The 14,202-nt window shown below is 67.5% G+C and carries 11 protein-coding genes; 5 read left to right on the forward strand and 6 right to left on the reverse strand.

All coding sequences use genetic code 11. The features are described 5' to 3' along the window. Positions 1-8: 8 nt before the first annotated feature. Positions 9-2,510 (forward strand): hypothetical protein, encoded by a 2,502-nt coding sequence (locus OHA18_RS07940; protein ID WP_329003167.1) that lies wholly within the window; start codon positions 9-11, stop codon positions 2,508-2,510. 157 nt (positions 2,511-2,667) lie between these two features. On the opposite strand, the gene OHA18_RS07945 is transcribed toward OHA18_RS07940, so the two are convergent. Further along, entirely contained in the window at positions 2,668-3,954 is a 1,287-nt protein-coding gene (locus OHA18_RS07945; protein ID WP_329003168.1) for an FAD-binding oxidoreductase, read from the reverse strand. 54 nt (positions 3,955-4,008) lie between these two features. Further along, a complete protein-coding gene (locus tag OHA18_RS07950) occupies positions 4,009-5,637 on the reverse strand; it encodes an acyltransferase (protein ID WP_329003169.1) in 1,629 nt (542 codons plus the stop codon). An 83-nt stretch (positions 5,638-5,720) separates the two neighbouring features. Between OHA18_RS07950 and OHA18_RS07955 the strand changes: the two genes are divergently transcribed. The 4 genes from OHA18_RS07955 (at position 5,721) to OHA18_RS07970 (ending at position 10,259) form a co-directional block, all read left to right on the forward strand. Then, positions 5,721-6,803, forward strand: a complete 1,083-nt coding sequence (locus OHA18_RS07955; protein ID WP_329003170.1) for a LacI family DNA-binding transcriptional regulator — start codon at positions 5,721-5,723, stop codon at positions 6,801-6,803. 211 nt (positions 6,804-7,014) lie between these two features. Next, the gene (locus tag OHA18_RS07960) at positions 7,015-8,334 is read left to right on the forward strand and encodes an ABC transporter substrate-binding protein (protein WP_329003171.1); all 1,320 of its coding nucleotides are present in this window, start codon (positions 7,015-7,017) and stop codon (positions 8,332-8,334) included. Positions 8,335-8,446: 112 nt separating this feature from the next. Beyond that, on the forward strand, positions 8,447-9,427 hold the full coding sequence (locus OHA18_RS07965; RefSeq protein WP_329003172.1) for a carbohydrate ABC transporter permease: 981 nt from the start codon (positions 8,447-8,449) through the stop codon (positions 9,425-9,427). After that, the gene (locus tag OHA18_RS07970) at positions 9,420-10,259 is read left to right on the forward strand and encodes a carbohydrate ABC transporter permease (RefSeq protein WP_329003173.1); all 840 of its coding nucleotides are present in this window, start codon (positions 9,420-9,422) and stop codon (positions 10,257-10,259) included. The genes OHA18_RS07965 and OHA18_RS07970 overlap by 8 nt, the downstream gene beginning before the upstream one ends. 63 nt (positions 10,260-10,322) lie before the next feature. On the opposite strand, the gene efeB is transcribed toward OHA18_RS07970, so the two are convergent. The 4 genes from efeB to thpR are packed head-to-tail and all read right to left on the reverse strand — an operon-like array spanning position 10,323 to position 14,199. Further along, complete coding sequence (gene efeB / locus OHA18_RS07975; RefSeq protein ID WP_329003175.1) at positions 10,323-11,573, reverse strand: iron uptake transporter deferrochelatase/peroxidase subunit; 1,251 nt, start codon at positions 11,571-11,573, stop codon at positions 10,323-10,325. Beyond that, positions 11,570-12,709 (reverse strand): iron uptake system protein EfeO, encoded by a 1,140-nt coding sequence (gene efeO / locus OHA18_RS07980; RefSeq protein ID WP_329003176.1) that lies wholly within the window; start codon positions 12,707-12,709, stop codon positions 11,570-11,572. The genes efeB and efeO overlap by 4 nt, the downstream gene beginning before the upstream one ends. Before the next feature lie 29 nt (positions 12,710-12,738). Continuing rightward, a complete protein-coding gene (gene efeU / locus OHA18_RS07985) occupies positions 12,739-13,590 on the reverse strand; it encodes an iron uptake transporter permease EfeU (protein WP_329003178.1) in 852 nt (283 codons plus the stop codon). A 45-nt stretch (positions 13,591-13,635) separates the two neighbouring features. After that, positions 13,636-14,199, reverse strand: coding sequence for an RNA 2',3'-cyclic phosphodiesterase (thpR, locus tag OHA18_RS07990; protein ID WP_329003179.1), 564 nt, complete (start codon positions 14,197-14,199; stop codon positions 13,636-13,638). Positions 14,200-14,202: the final 3 nt, after the last annotated feature.

Below are 14,202 nucleotides of genomic sequence, written 5' to 3' on the forward strand. Positions count from 1 at the left end.
GGAGTCCTATGAACGAGCAAAACCCTGTCACCACCTGGGCGACTGAGCAACTCGCCCAAGCCCTGGCCGCGAACGGGATCACCGATGCGCCGGCGATCCGGTTGGCCACCCCGGACGAGGTCCCCACCGCGGAGCTCGCCGCCGTACCCGAGTCGTACGCCGTACTGCGCATCGACGGTGAGATTGTTGTCGTCAGCAACGACGAGGTGGGATTCCGGTGCGCGCTTCTCGAGCTCGCGGACCGAGTCGCCGCGGGCGCGGATCTCGCCAGTACGACGCCCTTCGCCGAGCAGCCCGCCGTACCCGTCCGCGGCGTGGTGCGGTCGTTCTCCAGTGTGGACGAGGACACGCCCTGGTTCCACGACCAGCAGTTCTGGACCGAGTACCTGACCTGGCTGGCCGCCTCCCGGTTCAACCGGTTCCACCTGGCGCTCGGCATGCAGTACAACTACGGCGCCGACCGGCACGGTGCCACTGACAACTACCTCTGCTTCGCGTATCCGTTCCTGTTCGACGTGGACGGCTACGACGTCCGGGCGGAGGGGGTCGGAGCGGACGAGCAGAAGCGCAACCTGGAGACGCTGCGCTTCATCGCCGCCGAGAGCAAGCGGCGCGGGCTGATGTTCCAGCTCGGCTTGTGGAACCACGCGTACGACTACGGCCGTGATTCGGTGCACCGGTACCCGATCACCGGGATCGGCCCGGAGAACCACGCGGCGTACTGCAAGGCCGGCATCGCCCAGTTGCTCACCGAGGTTCCCGACATCGACGGGCTGACCTTCCGGGTGCACTACGAGGGCGGCATCCCCGACCATCAGCACGAGGTCTTCTGGCGGGCGGTGTTCGAGGGAGCGAACTCGGTCGGCCGGCCGCTGGAGATCGACATGCACGCCAAGGGCGTCGACCAGGCCCTGCTGGACGCCGTCGACCTGCCGAACCTGTCCCCCGTGCTGTCCGCGAAGTACTGGGCCGAGCACGTCGGACTGCCGTACCACCAGGCCTCGATCCGGGCCAAGGAGGCCGCCAAGCCGATCCCGGCCGGCCACGAGATGAAGGGCATCACCGAGTTCTCCCGCCGGTTCACCCGCTACGGGTACGGCGACTTCCTGCGCGAGGATCGGACCGTCGACCTGATGTTCCGGGTCTGGCCGGGGACGCAGAAGCTCCTGGCGTGGGGCGATCCCGCGATCGCGGCCGGGTACGGTCGGTTGTCCACATTCGGCGGATCCCGCGGTGTCGATCTGTGTGAACCCCTGTTCTTCAAGGGCCGCCACGGCAGCGGCGAACCGGGGATGCGCGACCCGTACGTCCGCGACGACCTCAAGCTGCCCGGCAACCGGGAGTGGACCAAGTACCGCTACGGCTACCTCTTGTGGGGCAGGCTTCTCTACAACCCCGACGCCGAGCCCGAGACGTGGCGGCGCCATCTTCGGTCGACGTACGGCGAGGCGGCGGCGGATGTGGAAGACGCACTGAGCCCGCTCAGCCGGATCCTCCCCCTGGTGACAGTGGTCCACGGCGTCGGCGGATCGAACAACGGCTACTGGCCGGAGGTGTACCTCAACCTCCCGATCTCGTCGCGGGTCGAATCGCCGCACTACGCCGGCGACACCGAACCGCCCGCGAACTGGGGTGGCGTCAGCCCGTTCGACCCGACGACCTTCTACGCCATCGACGAGTACGTCGCGGCGCTGGCCGGCCGTCGGCTCTCGGCGAAGTACACGCCGCTCGAGGTGGCCTCGTGGATCGAACAACTGGTCGCCGACGGACAGCGGGCCCTCGACCGCGCCAAGGCGACCGCGGACCAGTCGGATGCACAGGTTCGCCGGATGATCATCGACCTGGAGATCCTGGTCCGGTTGGGCAGGTTCTTCGCCGGCAAGTTCCGCGCCGCGGTCGACTACTCGATCTACCGGACCACCGAGGACGTCAGCTCGCTGGAGTCGGCGCTCCGGCACTACCGGGCCGCAAGGGACGCGTACGCCGAGATCCCGGTGATCGTCGACGGCGTGTACCAGCGGGACCTGCGGTTCGGGATCGAGGCCTCCGAACACGGCCACTGGGCGGACCGGGTCCCCGGCATGGACGCCGACCTGGCCGCCCTCAACGGGGAGTTGCGGGAAGCGGCAGGCACGGAACCGGCGGCCGCGTTGCTGGCGGCACCAGTCCGGCCGGTTGCGCCCGGCGTGGAGCACACGGTGCCGGACAGCTTCGAGCGGGGCAAACCGGTCACCCTCACCCTGGACGTGGTGGCTCCTGCGGTCATCGGCGCGACGCTGCACTACCGGCACGTCGATCAGTCCGAGTCCTGGCAGCAGGTCCCGATGGAGCTGTCCGGGCAGACCCTGTCCGGCACGATCGATGGTGAGTACACGGCTTCGACGTACCCGCTGATGTATTTCTTCAGCGTGCTGCACCGCGACGGTGGGCAGGCGCTCTACCCCGGCCTGGCCGCCGACCTGTCCAACCAGCCGTACGTCGTCCTGGGCTCCGCAACCGTCAACGGATGACCGCTGCGATCACAACGATCGCGACGAGCGCTGCCAGGACAGCAGTGGTGACGAGTCGACGGGTCCGGGGGTCCACTTGCTCAGGCTAGTGGACCCCCGTCCGGAGGCTTCACACCAGTGGGTAGTTGCCGGTCAGAACCCCGCGAGGGTCGACCCGCTACTTGATCTCGCGGAGCCTGGCCAGGTCGGACTCGCTGATGGAGTCCTGCAGCGACTCCCACGCGGACAGACCGGTCGGCGGCATCTCACCGGTGCGCCACGGCGCCAGTGTCTCCTTCAGCGACCGAAGTGCCGCCACTGCGGACTCCTGCAGCTCCGGCACCGGCACAATGGAGACGGCGAGGACCATGTACTGCGCAGCCGGGTCAGCCGCAGCCACTCCGGGGTGACCGACCTCACCACTCACCCTTAGGTGCCGGATCTGGACCTGGAAGATCAGCGACGGCTGACCGGCGTACTCCAGCAGCGTGCCGATCAGCTCCGGAGTCAGCTCGTCGAACGTACTGGTGATCAGCGACAGGGCCTGTGGCGGCGCCGGCACCGCATTCATCTCCGCGACCCCGCTGGGCGTCAGCGGGGTGAACGCGTCAGCAACAGGTGTCCCGGCCGCACGGATGGTCGACAGCACTCCCTCCAATGCCTCCGGTGCGTACGGCGTGATGGCGTCGACCATGCAGAACGACTTGCCCCGTACGTCGACCGGCAGCGCCGGTGACTGCGGGTAGTGGATCAGGTACGCCCACAGCGTCACCTGCTCCGGCGCTTCCTGGGTCGCCTTCGCGTATGCCGTCAGCACCGCCTCGGACTGCTCGATCGGGAACATCAGCCGACCGCCGACGATCTCCGGAGCCGGATGCAGGTCCACCTCGATCGACGTCACCACACCGAAGTTCCCGCCGCCACCGCGCAGCGCCCACATCAGGTCCGGGTCGACCGTGTCGTCGATCCATCGGCGGACCCCGGTGCCGTCGACGAGCTCCGCGGACCGCAGACTGCCCGCACCGCTCCCGAACGGGCGGGAGAACCACGAGAACCCGCCACTGGTGCAGAAGCCGGCCACAGAGATGTTTCCGCTCGTGCCAGGCAGTCCAGTCAGCCCTGTGCCGTCCAGTGCTGTCTGCACGGTCGCCCACCGCACGCCAGCGCCGAGCCGCGCGATGCGTGCCTGCGGGTCGACCTGAACGTCGTCGAGCGCGTCGGTGCGCACCACGATCGCTCCGTCGAGCGCACGGGTCGCACCGTGGCCGCCTGCTTCCGCAGCCACCTTCAGTCCGTGCGCACCGGCGTACGCGATCGTGAACTCGACGTCACTCGGTCCGGTCGCCTCGACGACGGCCGCAGGCTGCTGATCCACGGACAGGTTCCACCCTCGCCGTACCTGGTCCCAGTCCGGGTCGCCCGGCGTTACCAGTCGCCCGCGCAGTACCTGACGCAGTTCATCCATGCCCAGCACCTCTCCCCAGCGGTTCCCAGGTTTCTGGGGTATCACGAGGGTGGTTCAGTGAAGGCTGACGAGCGGTTCGGGGCGGTGTACGCCGCGGGGGCGGTAGCCGAGGGCGTCGGACAGGCCTAGGTAGTCGGAGAGCAGCCAGATGATCGCCAGCCACATCTCGGTGCCTTGCAGGCCGGGGATCGCGCGGTCGTCCGTGCCGTCCGGGGCGAACGCGAAGCCGGCCCCGTCGACCCACCGGGGCAGGATCGCGCGCAGCTGCTCCTCGGCCCAGCGGCGGCCCTCCTGCTCGCCGTACGTCGTCTGCTTGCGGGCCAGCCACAGCGGGTGGATGACGTCGAGAATGTTGCAGGAGTTGTAGTTGTCGCCGGTGAACATCCGCCGATCGTTGCTGTGGGCAAGAACAGTGGCGACCGCCTGTTCCGGGTACGGCAGCGGGAGGCCGAACTGGGCGTACGTACCGCGGGTGAGGCGGTAGAAGCCGTTCACGACCTGCAACCAGCCGTCATCAGGATGCTGGTGTCCCCAAGCACCGGTCGTTGGGTCGACCCTCGTCACCAGCCAGCCCATCAGCGCCTCGATCGGGCCGGATTCCTTGTGGTCGTGGAGATTCCGGGCGATCGCGGTGCCGAGGTGGTCGATACCGGACCCGGCCGACCAGGACCTCCTTGCCCAAGGCAAGTTGTCCAGGTCGGCGAAGGTGAAGGCGGTGTCGATCGGATGCTCGAAGCTGCTGCCGAGGACCTGGAGCGCGTAGCCGACGCACAGCACGTGGTAGCCGGCCGGGCCTTCCAGGACGGACAGTTCGGTGTCGTCGGAAAGATCCAGCCCGGCGTCGGACAGGTCTCCTGGTGCGACCAGCCCGGTCTTCGGATCCTGCCGGTGACGGAGACGGCGGACCAGGTCGTCGCGGGTGTGACCGAGCGGAGTACGGCGTACCAGCAGGTCGGCGATCTCGATCGCGTCGCACCAGGGCCGCACCGCCGGCTCGTGGCCGAGGTCGGGCCGGTCGACGAAACGCTGACCGTCCCAACAGCGGGCGAGTACGTCGTCCACCTGCGCACGGGCCTTGGCGGCGAAGGCGGAGAGTTGGGTCCGGAGGTCACCTGACATGGAGGATCCTGTTCGCGAGCGGAGGACGCGGGCGGGGTTGCCGGCGGCGACCGAGTTGGCCGGGATGTTCTTGGTGACGACCGCGCCGGCGCCGATGATGGTGTGCGGGCCGACGGTGACACCGTCGAGGATCGTCACGTTGGAGCCGATCCAGACGTCGTCGCCGATCGTGATGCCGAGGGCGGTGTGAGGTTGCTTGAAGATCGGCTGACCAGGAGCAGTGCCGTGGTTGAAGGCGAGCAGCGAGGTGTGGGCGCCGATCCGGACGCCGTCGCCGATCTGCACCTTGCCGCGGACCGCCGAGAACGGGTTGATCGTGGAGTCGGATCCGAGCGCGATCTGCCCGGTGACATAGGCGTGCGCGGCGATGTACGAGCGCTCCCCCATCGTCAGCTCGTCGCAGTACACGGCGGCCGACTCCGCGACGTACACGTCGGTGGCGAGCTCGACCGACCCGCCGAGCCGCGCCTGCCGCTCGGCCTGGCGTTCGCGGTCGGCGTCGGAGGCCGTCCGCTTGTACTCCCACGGCAGGAAATCCAGTCGCAACGGCTCAGTCGGCAGCATGGGAAAACGCTATCCAAAACACCGGAGCACCGCCAGCCCCGAAATGCCGCTGCTAACCTCCCGTCTGTGCGGGGAGCCAGGCGATGACGACGAGCGGATCTGCGACCGACGGTGAAGTCGGCGACCAGGGCCCGCAGAGCAGTACGCGCCGCAGTCATCGGGTCACGATCAGCGATCTCGCCCGCCGGCTGCACATCTCGAAGGCCTCGGTCTCGTACGCACTGAACGGCCGCGCCGGGGTCAGCGAGGAGACCCGCCAGCGGGTGCTCGCCCTGGCCGAGGAGCTGGGCTTCCACCCGAACTCCGCCGCGGTCGCACTGTCGGCCAGCCGGACCCGGACCATCGGCATCGTGATCGCCCGCGACCCCGCGCTGATCTCCACCGAAGCGTTCTACATGCGCACGCTGGTCGGCATCGAGCAGTACCTGAACGAGGTCGACTCCTCGCTGCTGCTCCGGCTCACCGGCGAGCACGGCGAGGATCTCGACGTACTGCGGCGGTGGTCGCGGCAGGGACGGGTCGACGGGTTCATCCTGTTCGACGAGCACGACGACGACCCGCGAATCCCCCTGCTGAAGGAGCTCGGGGTGCCGTGCGTGGTGGTGAGCTCGAACGCGCCGGACGACACGGTCGGGCGGCTGATCAGCTCGCCCGAGGAGACGGTCGGGTTGCTGCTCGATCACCTGGTCGAGCTCGGGCACCGCAATGTCGCGCACATCAGCGGGCCGTTCACGTTCGTCCACGAGCAGTTGCGGGTGCAGATCCTGCAGGAGCAGGCGGCGCGGCGCGGGGTCGCAGTACGGCACATCGAAGGCAGCTACCGGTACGACGACGGCGCCGAGCTCACGCGTCAGCTGCTGGCCGACCCGGATCCGCCGACCGCGATCGTGCTCGGGAACGACCTGATGGCGGTCGCCGCGCTACGGGTGGCGATGGACCTCGGTACGGCGGTGCCGGCCGAGGTGTCGATCCTCGCCTGGGACGACTCACCGCTGTGCGAACTGGCCCGCCCCGGCATCACCGCGGTCGACCAGAAAACGATGGAACGCGGCCGCGCCGCCGCGGATCTGCTCCTCCGGATCGTCACCGGCGACAGCGAAATTCACGAGGAAGCACCTTCGGGCGAACTCCGCGCCCGGGATTCCAGCGGACCGGCTCCTTCCTGACCACTTTCAAGACTCTGTGAAATCGAGTGGTTTCGGAGGGTGTTGGATTGCGTTTGCCGCGGGTGCGCGAGAGGTTGGGTCAGTCACGAGGTCGTAACGAAGACCCCGCAACTGAACCGGTTAGGGTTTCGAAACTTAACCGGTTAGGTCAGTATGGGGCCGATCCGCCTTCGCAGGTCTGTGAAGGCTCGACGGGACGAGGGAGTCCGACGTGAGACTGCGTTCGTTTGTAGCCGCGGTGGCGGCGACCGCCATGGGAATCAGCCTCGCCGCCTGCGGTGGGGGCGACAAGAATGACTCCTCCGGCGGCGGCTCGGGTGGTGACCAGACGCTGACCTACTGGGCCAGCAACCAGGGCACCAGCCTGGACAACGACAAGGAGGTGCTGACCCCGGTCCTGCAGAAGTTCACCCAGGACACCGGCATCAAGGTCAACCTCGAGGTGATCGGCTGGAACGATCTGCAGACGCGGATCCAGACCGCGATCACCTCCGGCCAGGCGCCGGACGTGGTCAACATCGGTAACACCTGGGCGGCCTCGCTGCAGGCCACCGACGCGTTCCTGCCGTTCGACGGCGACGCGATGACCGCGATCGGCGGGAAGGACAAGTTCGTGCCGACGGCTCTGGCGACCGGCGGCAAGGAAGGCACCGACCCGACCTCGGTCCCGCTCTACGGTCTGGCCTACGGCCTGTACTACAACAAGGCGATGTTCGCCGCGGCCGGCCTGCAGCCGCCGAAGACCTGGGAAGAGATGGTCACCGACGCCCAGAAGCTGACCGACCCCGCGAAGAAGCAGTGGGGCATGGCGCTGGCGGCCGGCAGCTACACCGAGAACGTGCACTTCGCGTTCATCAACGCCGCGCAGAACAAGGCCGACTGGTTCAACAGCGACGGCAAGCCCACCTTCACCGGTGACGGCAACGTGCAGGGCGTACTGCGGTACCTCGACCTGATGCAGAAGGACAAGGTCGCGAACCCGTCGAACGCGCAGTACGACAACGGCACCAAGTCGGTGAACGACTTCGCGACGAAGAAGGTCGCGATGGTGATCAACCAGAACAACGCCGACTCCTCGATCGTTGCCAACGGCATGAAGGCCGGCGAGTACGGCGTCGTGCCGTTCCCGGCTCCGGCCGGTGGCGAGCAGGTGGCCAGCCACGTCGCCGGGATCAACCTGTCGGTCTTCAAGAACACCAAGCACAAGGACGCGGCGCTGAAGTTCGTGAAGTACATGACGGACGCGGCCACCCAGACCACGCTGGGCAAGCCGTTCTCCTCGCTGCCGGTGCTGAAGGACGCGAAGCCGGTCTTCACCACCGACGCGGCCGAGGCGGCGACCTTCGCCGACGTCTACAACACCAAGTCCAAGCCGCTGCCGCTGGTGCCGGCCGAGGACCAGTTCGAGAGCACCGTCGGCAAGGCGATGAACACCATGTTCGCCAAGATCGCGACCGGCGGGACGGTGACCGCCGACGATGTGAAGGCGGCCCTGAAGACCGCCGAGGATCAGGTGGCGGCCAGCAGCTGACACCCGCTCGTGCGTCCGAAGAACTGCGGAGACCTGTCTGCAGTTCTTCGGACGCAAGGCATGTGTTGGCCGCCGATCACCACCGATCCGAAGACAGGAGGCGACCAGGAGGATGTCCGTCGCCACACAGGAAGCGACGCCGGCCGCCGCGAAGCCTGCGAAGAAGAAGACCAAGCGCGGCCCCGAACACCGGCCCGGCCTGAACCGGTGGCTGCCGTATCTGCTGCTGGCGCCGGCCGTGCTGGCCGAACTGCTGATCCACATCATCCCGATGGTGGTCGGCATCTGGATGAGCTTCATCAAGCTGACCAAGTTCTTCATCGCGAACTGGTCCGCCGCTCCCAGCGCCGGGTTCAACAACTACAAGGTCGCGCTGGACTTCAACAACGCCGTCGGTGAGGGCCTGCTGAAGTCGTTCGGCGTGACGGTCGCCTTCTCGCTGATCACGGTCGCGCTCTCCTGGGTGCTCGGAATGGCCGCCGCGGTCGCGCTGCAGCCGCCGTTCCGCGGTCGGGGCATCGTCCGGACCTTCTTCCTGGTGCCGTACGCGTTGCCGGCGTACGCCGGGATCCTGACCTGGAACTTCATGCTCCAGCGCGACACCGGCGCGGTGAACCACGTACTGAACCAGCTGCACCTCAGCGACGGCCGGACGTTCTGGCTGATCGGCGGCAACGCGCTGGTCTCGCTGATCACGGTCGCGACCTGGAAGCTGTGGACGTTCGCGTTCCTCACGCTGATGGCCGGCCTGCAGAGCATCCCGGGCGACCTGTACGAAGCCGCGTCGGTGGACGGCGCCGGCAACATCCGGCAGTGGCGCAACATCACGCTCCCGTCGCTGCGGCCGGTCAACCTGGTGCTCGTACTCGTCCTGTTCCTGTGGACGTTCAGCGACTTCAACACGCCGTACGTGCTGTTCGGTACGGCGCAGCCGCCGGCCGGTGACCTGATCACGTTCCACATCTACAACGCGTCGTTCCTGACCTGGAACTTCGGCACCGGGGCGGCGATGTCCGTACTGCTGCTGATCTTCCTGATGATCGTCACCGGCGCGTACCTGTTCGTCACCGGAAGGAGGTCGCGTCGTGCGTGAGACCCAGGGGTTCAAGATCTACCGCGGTGTCGTGCTGACCGTACTCGGCCTGTTCGTGCTCGTCCCGCTGTACGTGATGGTCACGTCGTCGCTCAAACCGCTGAAGGACGTGCAGGGCGCGTTCTCCTGGTGGCCGTCGAACCTGACGCTGGCCCCGTTCGTGGACATGTGGAAGACGGTGCCGCTGGCCCGGTACTTCGTGAACAGCACGATCGTCTCCGTGTCGGCGACGGTGTTCTCGGTGGCGATCGCGATCCTGGCGGCGTTCGCGGTGTCGCGGTTCCGGTTCCGCGGGCGGACGGCGTTCACCACGACCGTGCTGTCGACGCAGATGTTCCCGGGTGTGCTGTTCCTGCTGCCGCTGTTCCTGATCTTCGTGAACATCAACAACTCGTTCGGGTTGCAGCTGGTCGGGACGCGGCTCGGGTTGATCATCACGTACCTGACCTTCAGCCTGCCGTTCTCGATCTGGATGCTGGCCGGGTACTTCGACAGCATCCCGCGCGAACTCGACGAGGCAGCACTGGTCGACGGCTGCGGACCGATGGGCGCACTCTGGCGCGTCGTACTCCCAGCCGCGCGACCCGGTGTGATCGCGGTGGCGATCTACTCGTTCATGACCGCCTGGGGCGAGGTCCTGTTCGCGTCGGTGATGACAACCGAAGCGAACCGCACCCTCTCCGTCGGCCTACGCCAGTACTCCACCCAGACCAACATCTACTGGAACCAGATCATGGCCGCCGCCCTGGTAGTCAGCGTCCCAGTAGTAATTGGCTTCCTCCTGGCCCAACGCCACTTCGTCGCCGGCGTCACCGCCGGCGCCGTCAAGTAAGCACCGCCGCGTTGCGTCCGAAGATCCGAGGGCTCCGACCGACACTTCTTCGGACGCAACGGGTCAGGTGAAGAGTTTTTCGCCCCAGTAGGTGCCTGGGGTTACGCCGGGTGGGCAGGCGAAGATCGCGGAGCCTACGTGGTGGATGTACTCGTTCATCGTGTCGCTCTTGGCGAGTTGGTTCTGGATCGGGATGAACTGTTTGCGGGGGTCGCGCTGGTAGGCGAGGAAGAACAGGCCGGCGTCGAGGCGGCCCAGGCCGTCCGAGCCGTCGACGAAGTTGTAGCCGCGGCGCAGCAGCTCTGCGCCGTTGTTGAACTGTGGGTGCGCGAGCCGGACGTGTGAGTCGGCCGGGATCTTCGGTTCGCCGTCGGCCTGCTTGGCGTTGAAGTCGATCACGTCGAACTCGTCCGCCTTGCCCAGCGGTGCGCCGGTGCCTTTGCCGCGGCCGATGATGCCTTCCTGCTCGCCCAGCGACGTACGGTCCCAGATCTCGATGTTCATCCGGATCCGCCGGGACACCAGGTACGACCCGCCGACCATCCAGTCCGGTCCGTCCTCGGGCTGTACCCACACCTGCTGTTCGAGCTTGTCGGCGTCCTCGAGCTTGAGGTTGGCCGTCCCGTCCTTGAACCCGAACAGGTTCCGCGGCGTCGACTGCGCCCGCGACGTCGACGACGTCCGCCCGAACCCGAGCTGCGAATACCGTACGGCGACCCGCCCGAACCCGATCCGGGCCAGGTTGCGGATCGCGTGCACCGCGACCTGCGGGTCGTCCGAACACGCCTGGACTGCGATGTCGCCGTACGACCGTGTCGGGTCGAGGTCGTCGCCGATGAAGTGCGGCAGATCGACCAGCGCCTTCGGGCGTTTCGCCGCGAGACCGAACCGCTTGTCGAACAAGGACGGGCCGAACCCGACGGTGATCGTCAACCGCGCCGGCGGCAGACCGACCGCCTCGCCGGTGTCCTCGGGCGGGGCCTCGTCGGGCCCGTTCACCGCGCCGTACTGACCGATGTCGCGGCCGGCCGTCAGCAGCGCGGCCGCGGCGGACCACTCCTTCAGCAGCGCGATCAGGTCGTCGCGGCTGGTCGTGGTCACATCGAACGCGGCGAAGTGCAGCCGGTCCTGCACCGGCGTGGTGATACCCGCCTGGTGCGGACCGTGAAACTCGACCGGCCCGGTGTTGTCGGCAGCCTGCGACGGTTCACTCGCCAACGCGGAATGCGCGGCGTACCCGGCAACCCCGGTCGCGACCGCCGCACCCGCGGCCCCGAACAGGCCGCGCCGCGAGATTCCTTTGCGCTCGGTCATTTCTTTGCGATCACTCCGGCGACCTTGCTGACCGGCTCAGCCAGGCCGTCCACTACCTGGCTGAGGGCCTTCTTCTCGGCCTCGGTGAGGTTGTAGGACTTGAAGCCGTCGCCCTCGCGGTACTTGTCGACCGCCGCGAAGACCGCCTTGAAGTTGGTGTCGAGCTGGGTGACCAGCGCGGTGTCGCGGGTCTGCAGAGCCGGGCGGAGCGCCTGGACCGCGGCCTGCGAGCCCTCGACGTTCGCCTGGAAGTCCCACAGGTCGGTGTGCGAGTACCGGTCCTCTTCACCGGTGATCTTGCCGGTCGCGACCTCGTCGAGCAGTTCCTTGGCGCCGTTGGCCAGCTGCAGCGGGGTGAGCTTCACGATCTTGGCCTTGGCCACCAGCGTCTTCACATCGGTCAGCAGCTGGTCGGCGTACTTCTCCATGCCCTTGGTGGTGTTGCCGACCCAGAGCCCCTGCTCGATCCGGTGGAAACCGGTCCACTCGGTGCCCGGCTCGACGTCGTTCACCCGGGCGTCGATCTTCGGGTCGAGATCGCCGAACGACTCGGCGACCGGCTCGACCCGCTCGTAGTACGTGCGGGCGACCGGGAACAGCGCCTTCGCCTTGGCGAGGTCGCCGGCCTTGACGGCGGTGGTGAACTCGGTGGTCTGCTGCTCGAGCGCGACCACCTGCGAGTTGATGTACCGCTGGTAGCTCTCGGTGGCCTGCTTGAGCAGGGCGTCCTCGTCGACCTGCGCGGGCGCGTCACCGGTCACGGTGAGGTCGCCGCGGATCCCGTCGCCGACCATGCCCGGCTTGCAGACCGCCTGGTACTTCCCGGTCGGCAGCTCCACGATCAGGTCCCGCTTCAGCCCCGGACCGATGTTCTCGACCTCGCCCATCACCCGGTCGCCCTCGGCGTACACGTAGAACTCGGTGATCTTGCTGCCACCGTTGGAGACCGAGAACGTGCTGGTGCCGGACTTCACGTCGCGGCGGCTCAGGTCGCAGCCCGAGTCGGACGCCTTCACCGACACCGGGCCGGTGCCGTCGTCCTTGGCGGCGGGCTCGTCCTTCGCGCACGCGGTCAGCGCGCCGAGACTGATGACGACGCCGAGGACGGCGGCCCGACGGGGCAATGAGGTGGACATGGTTCTCCTGAGCGGGGATGTGAGGTGGATCAGGCCGCTTCGCCGGCGGTCTTGGCAGCCGGTACGGCGGGCGGTGTGGAGCTCTTCACCGGGCGGAAGTAGAGCACCAGCACCGGCACGAGGTAGACCAGCCAGGCGGTCGCCTCGAGCACGGTGGGCGTCGGATTGAAGTTGAAGATGCCCTTGAGCAGTACGCCGTACCAGCTGTCCGGCGGGATCACGTGCGAGATGTCGAAGGCGAGATGCTGCAGACCGGGGAGGATGCCGGCCTCCTGCAGGTCGTGGAAGCCGTAGGCGAAGATGCCGGCCGCGACCAGGATCAGCACCGCGCCGGTCCACTTGAAGAACACGGCCAGGTTGATCTTGACCGCGCCCTTGTAGATCGCGACGCCGAGCAGGACCGAGGTCCCCAGGCCGAGCAGGACGCCGATCAGCGGTACGGCGGTGGTCGCGGAGGCGGCCGACGCGTACACGATGAACGCGGTCTCGATGCTCTCCCGGAACACCGCCAGGAACGCGAGGATCACGACCGCGCGGGACCCGACCTCGAGGGCCTGGGTCATCCGCTCGCGCAGCTCCTTGGCGATGCTGCGGGACGCCTTGCGCATCCAGAAGATCATCCAGGTGACGAAGCCGACCGCGACGATCGACATCACCCCGCCGACGGTCTCCTGGGTGGTGAACGACTTCGCGGTCAGCGCGGTGACGAACTGCAGCAGGCCCCAGGCGGCGGCCGCCACGACCAGCGCCGAGACGACACCGATCCAGACCAGTTTCAGTCGATCGCGATGCCCTGACTTGACCAGGAACGTGGCGAGGATGCTGACAACCAGCGAAGCCTCGAGTCCTTCACGGAGTCCGATCAGATAATTCGCGAGCATGACGGAAGTCTTTCCCAGCGTTAGGTACGGCTAACCTTGCTGAGGTTAACCTAAGAAATCCCATTCGCCTACTGTGTCGTACGCCGCACTTTGCCCCGGGCCCTCACCGAGCCGGGATTCGATCAGCCGCAGGCTGCCGGCGGTCCAGACCGGTCCTTCGTAGGTGTCGAAGATCCGCACCCATCGGGTGACGTCGATCGGCCGGCGCAGTCGCCCCAGCGTCAGGTGGGGCGTGAACTTGCGCCCCTCGACGGTGATGCCGGCCCGGCTGGCCGCCGCACGCGTGGTCTGCGACAGGTGTTTGAGCGACTCGGTGTCGTCGCCGATCCGGGCATACAGCACCCGCGCTTCCGGGACGCCGGGGAACGCGCCCGCTCCGATCACCTGCACCTCGAACGGCTTCTGCCGCCCGGCGATCGCCTCGAGCCGCTCCTCGAGTTCCTCGGTCTTCCAGTCCGGCACCTCGCCGAGGAACGCCAGCGTGATGTGCCAGTGCTGCTCGGTCGCCCACCGGATGTCTTCGTCCGGATGCTCCCGCCGCGGCTCGACGAACGCGCTCAGATCCTCCACTACTTCGATGGGTGGCACTACGGCCACGAACAATCGCATCCC

The sequence above is a fragment of the Kribbella sp. NBC_00709 genome (assembly GCF_036226565.1).
In the GTDB taxonomy this organism is placed as follows: Bacteria; Actinomycetota; Actinomycetes; order Propionibacteriales; family Kribbellaceae; genus Kribbella.

Bases quoted from the DNA above. Each gene is read 5' to 3' on its own strand.
- efeO (WP_329003176.1), bottom strand. From the start codon at position 12,709: ATGTCCACCTCATTGCCCCGTCGGGCCGCCGTCCTCGGCGTCGTCATC.
- OHA18_RS07950 (WP_329003169.1), bottom strand. From the start codon at position 5,637: ATGCTGCCGACTGAGCCGTTGCGACTGGATTTCCTGCCGTGGGAGTAC.
- efeB (WP_329003175.1), bottom strand. From the start codon at position 11,573: ATGACCGAGCGCAAAGGAATCTCGCGGCGCGGCCTGTTCGGGGCCGCG.
- efeU (WP_329003178.1), bottom strand. From the start codon at position 13,590: ATGCTCGCGAATTATCTGATCGGACTCCGTGAAGGACTCGAGGCTTCG.
- thpR (WP_329003179.1), bottom strand. From the start codon at position 14,199: ATGCGATTGTTCGTGGCCGTAGTGCCACCCATCGAAGTAGTGGAGGAT.
- OHA18_RS07940 (WP_329003167.1), top strand. From the start codon at position 9: ATGAACGAGCAAAACCCTGTCACCACCTGGGCGACTGAGCAACTCGCC.
- OHA18_RS07945 (WP_329003168.1), bottom strand. From the start codon at position 3,954: ATGGATGAACTGCGTCAGGTACTGCGCGGGCGACTGGTAACGCCGGGC.
- OHA18_RS07965 (WP_329003172.1), top strand. From the start codon at position 8,447: ATGTCCGTCGCCACACAGGAAGCGACGCCGGCCGCCGCGAAGCCTGCG.
- OHA18_RS07955 (WP_329003170.1), top strand. From the start codon at position 5,721: ATGACGACGAGCGGATCTGCGACCGACGGTGAAGTCGGCGACCAGGGC.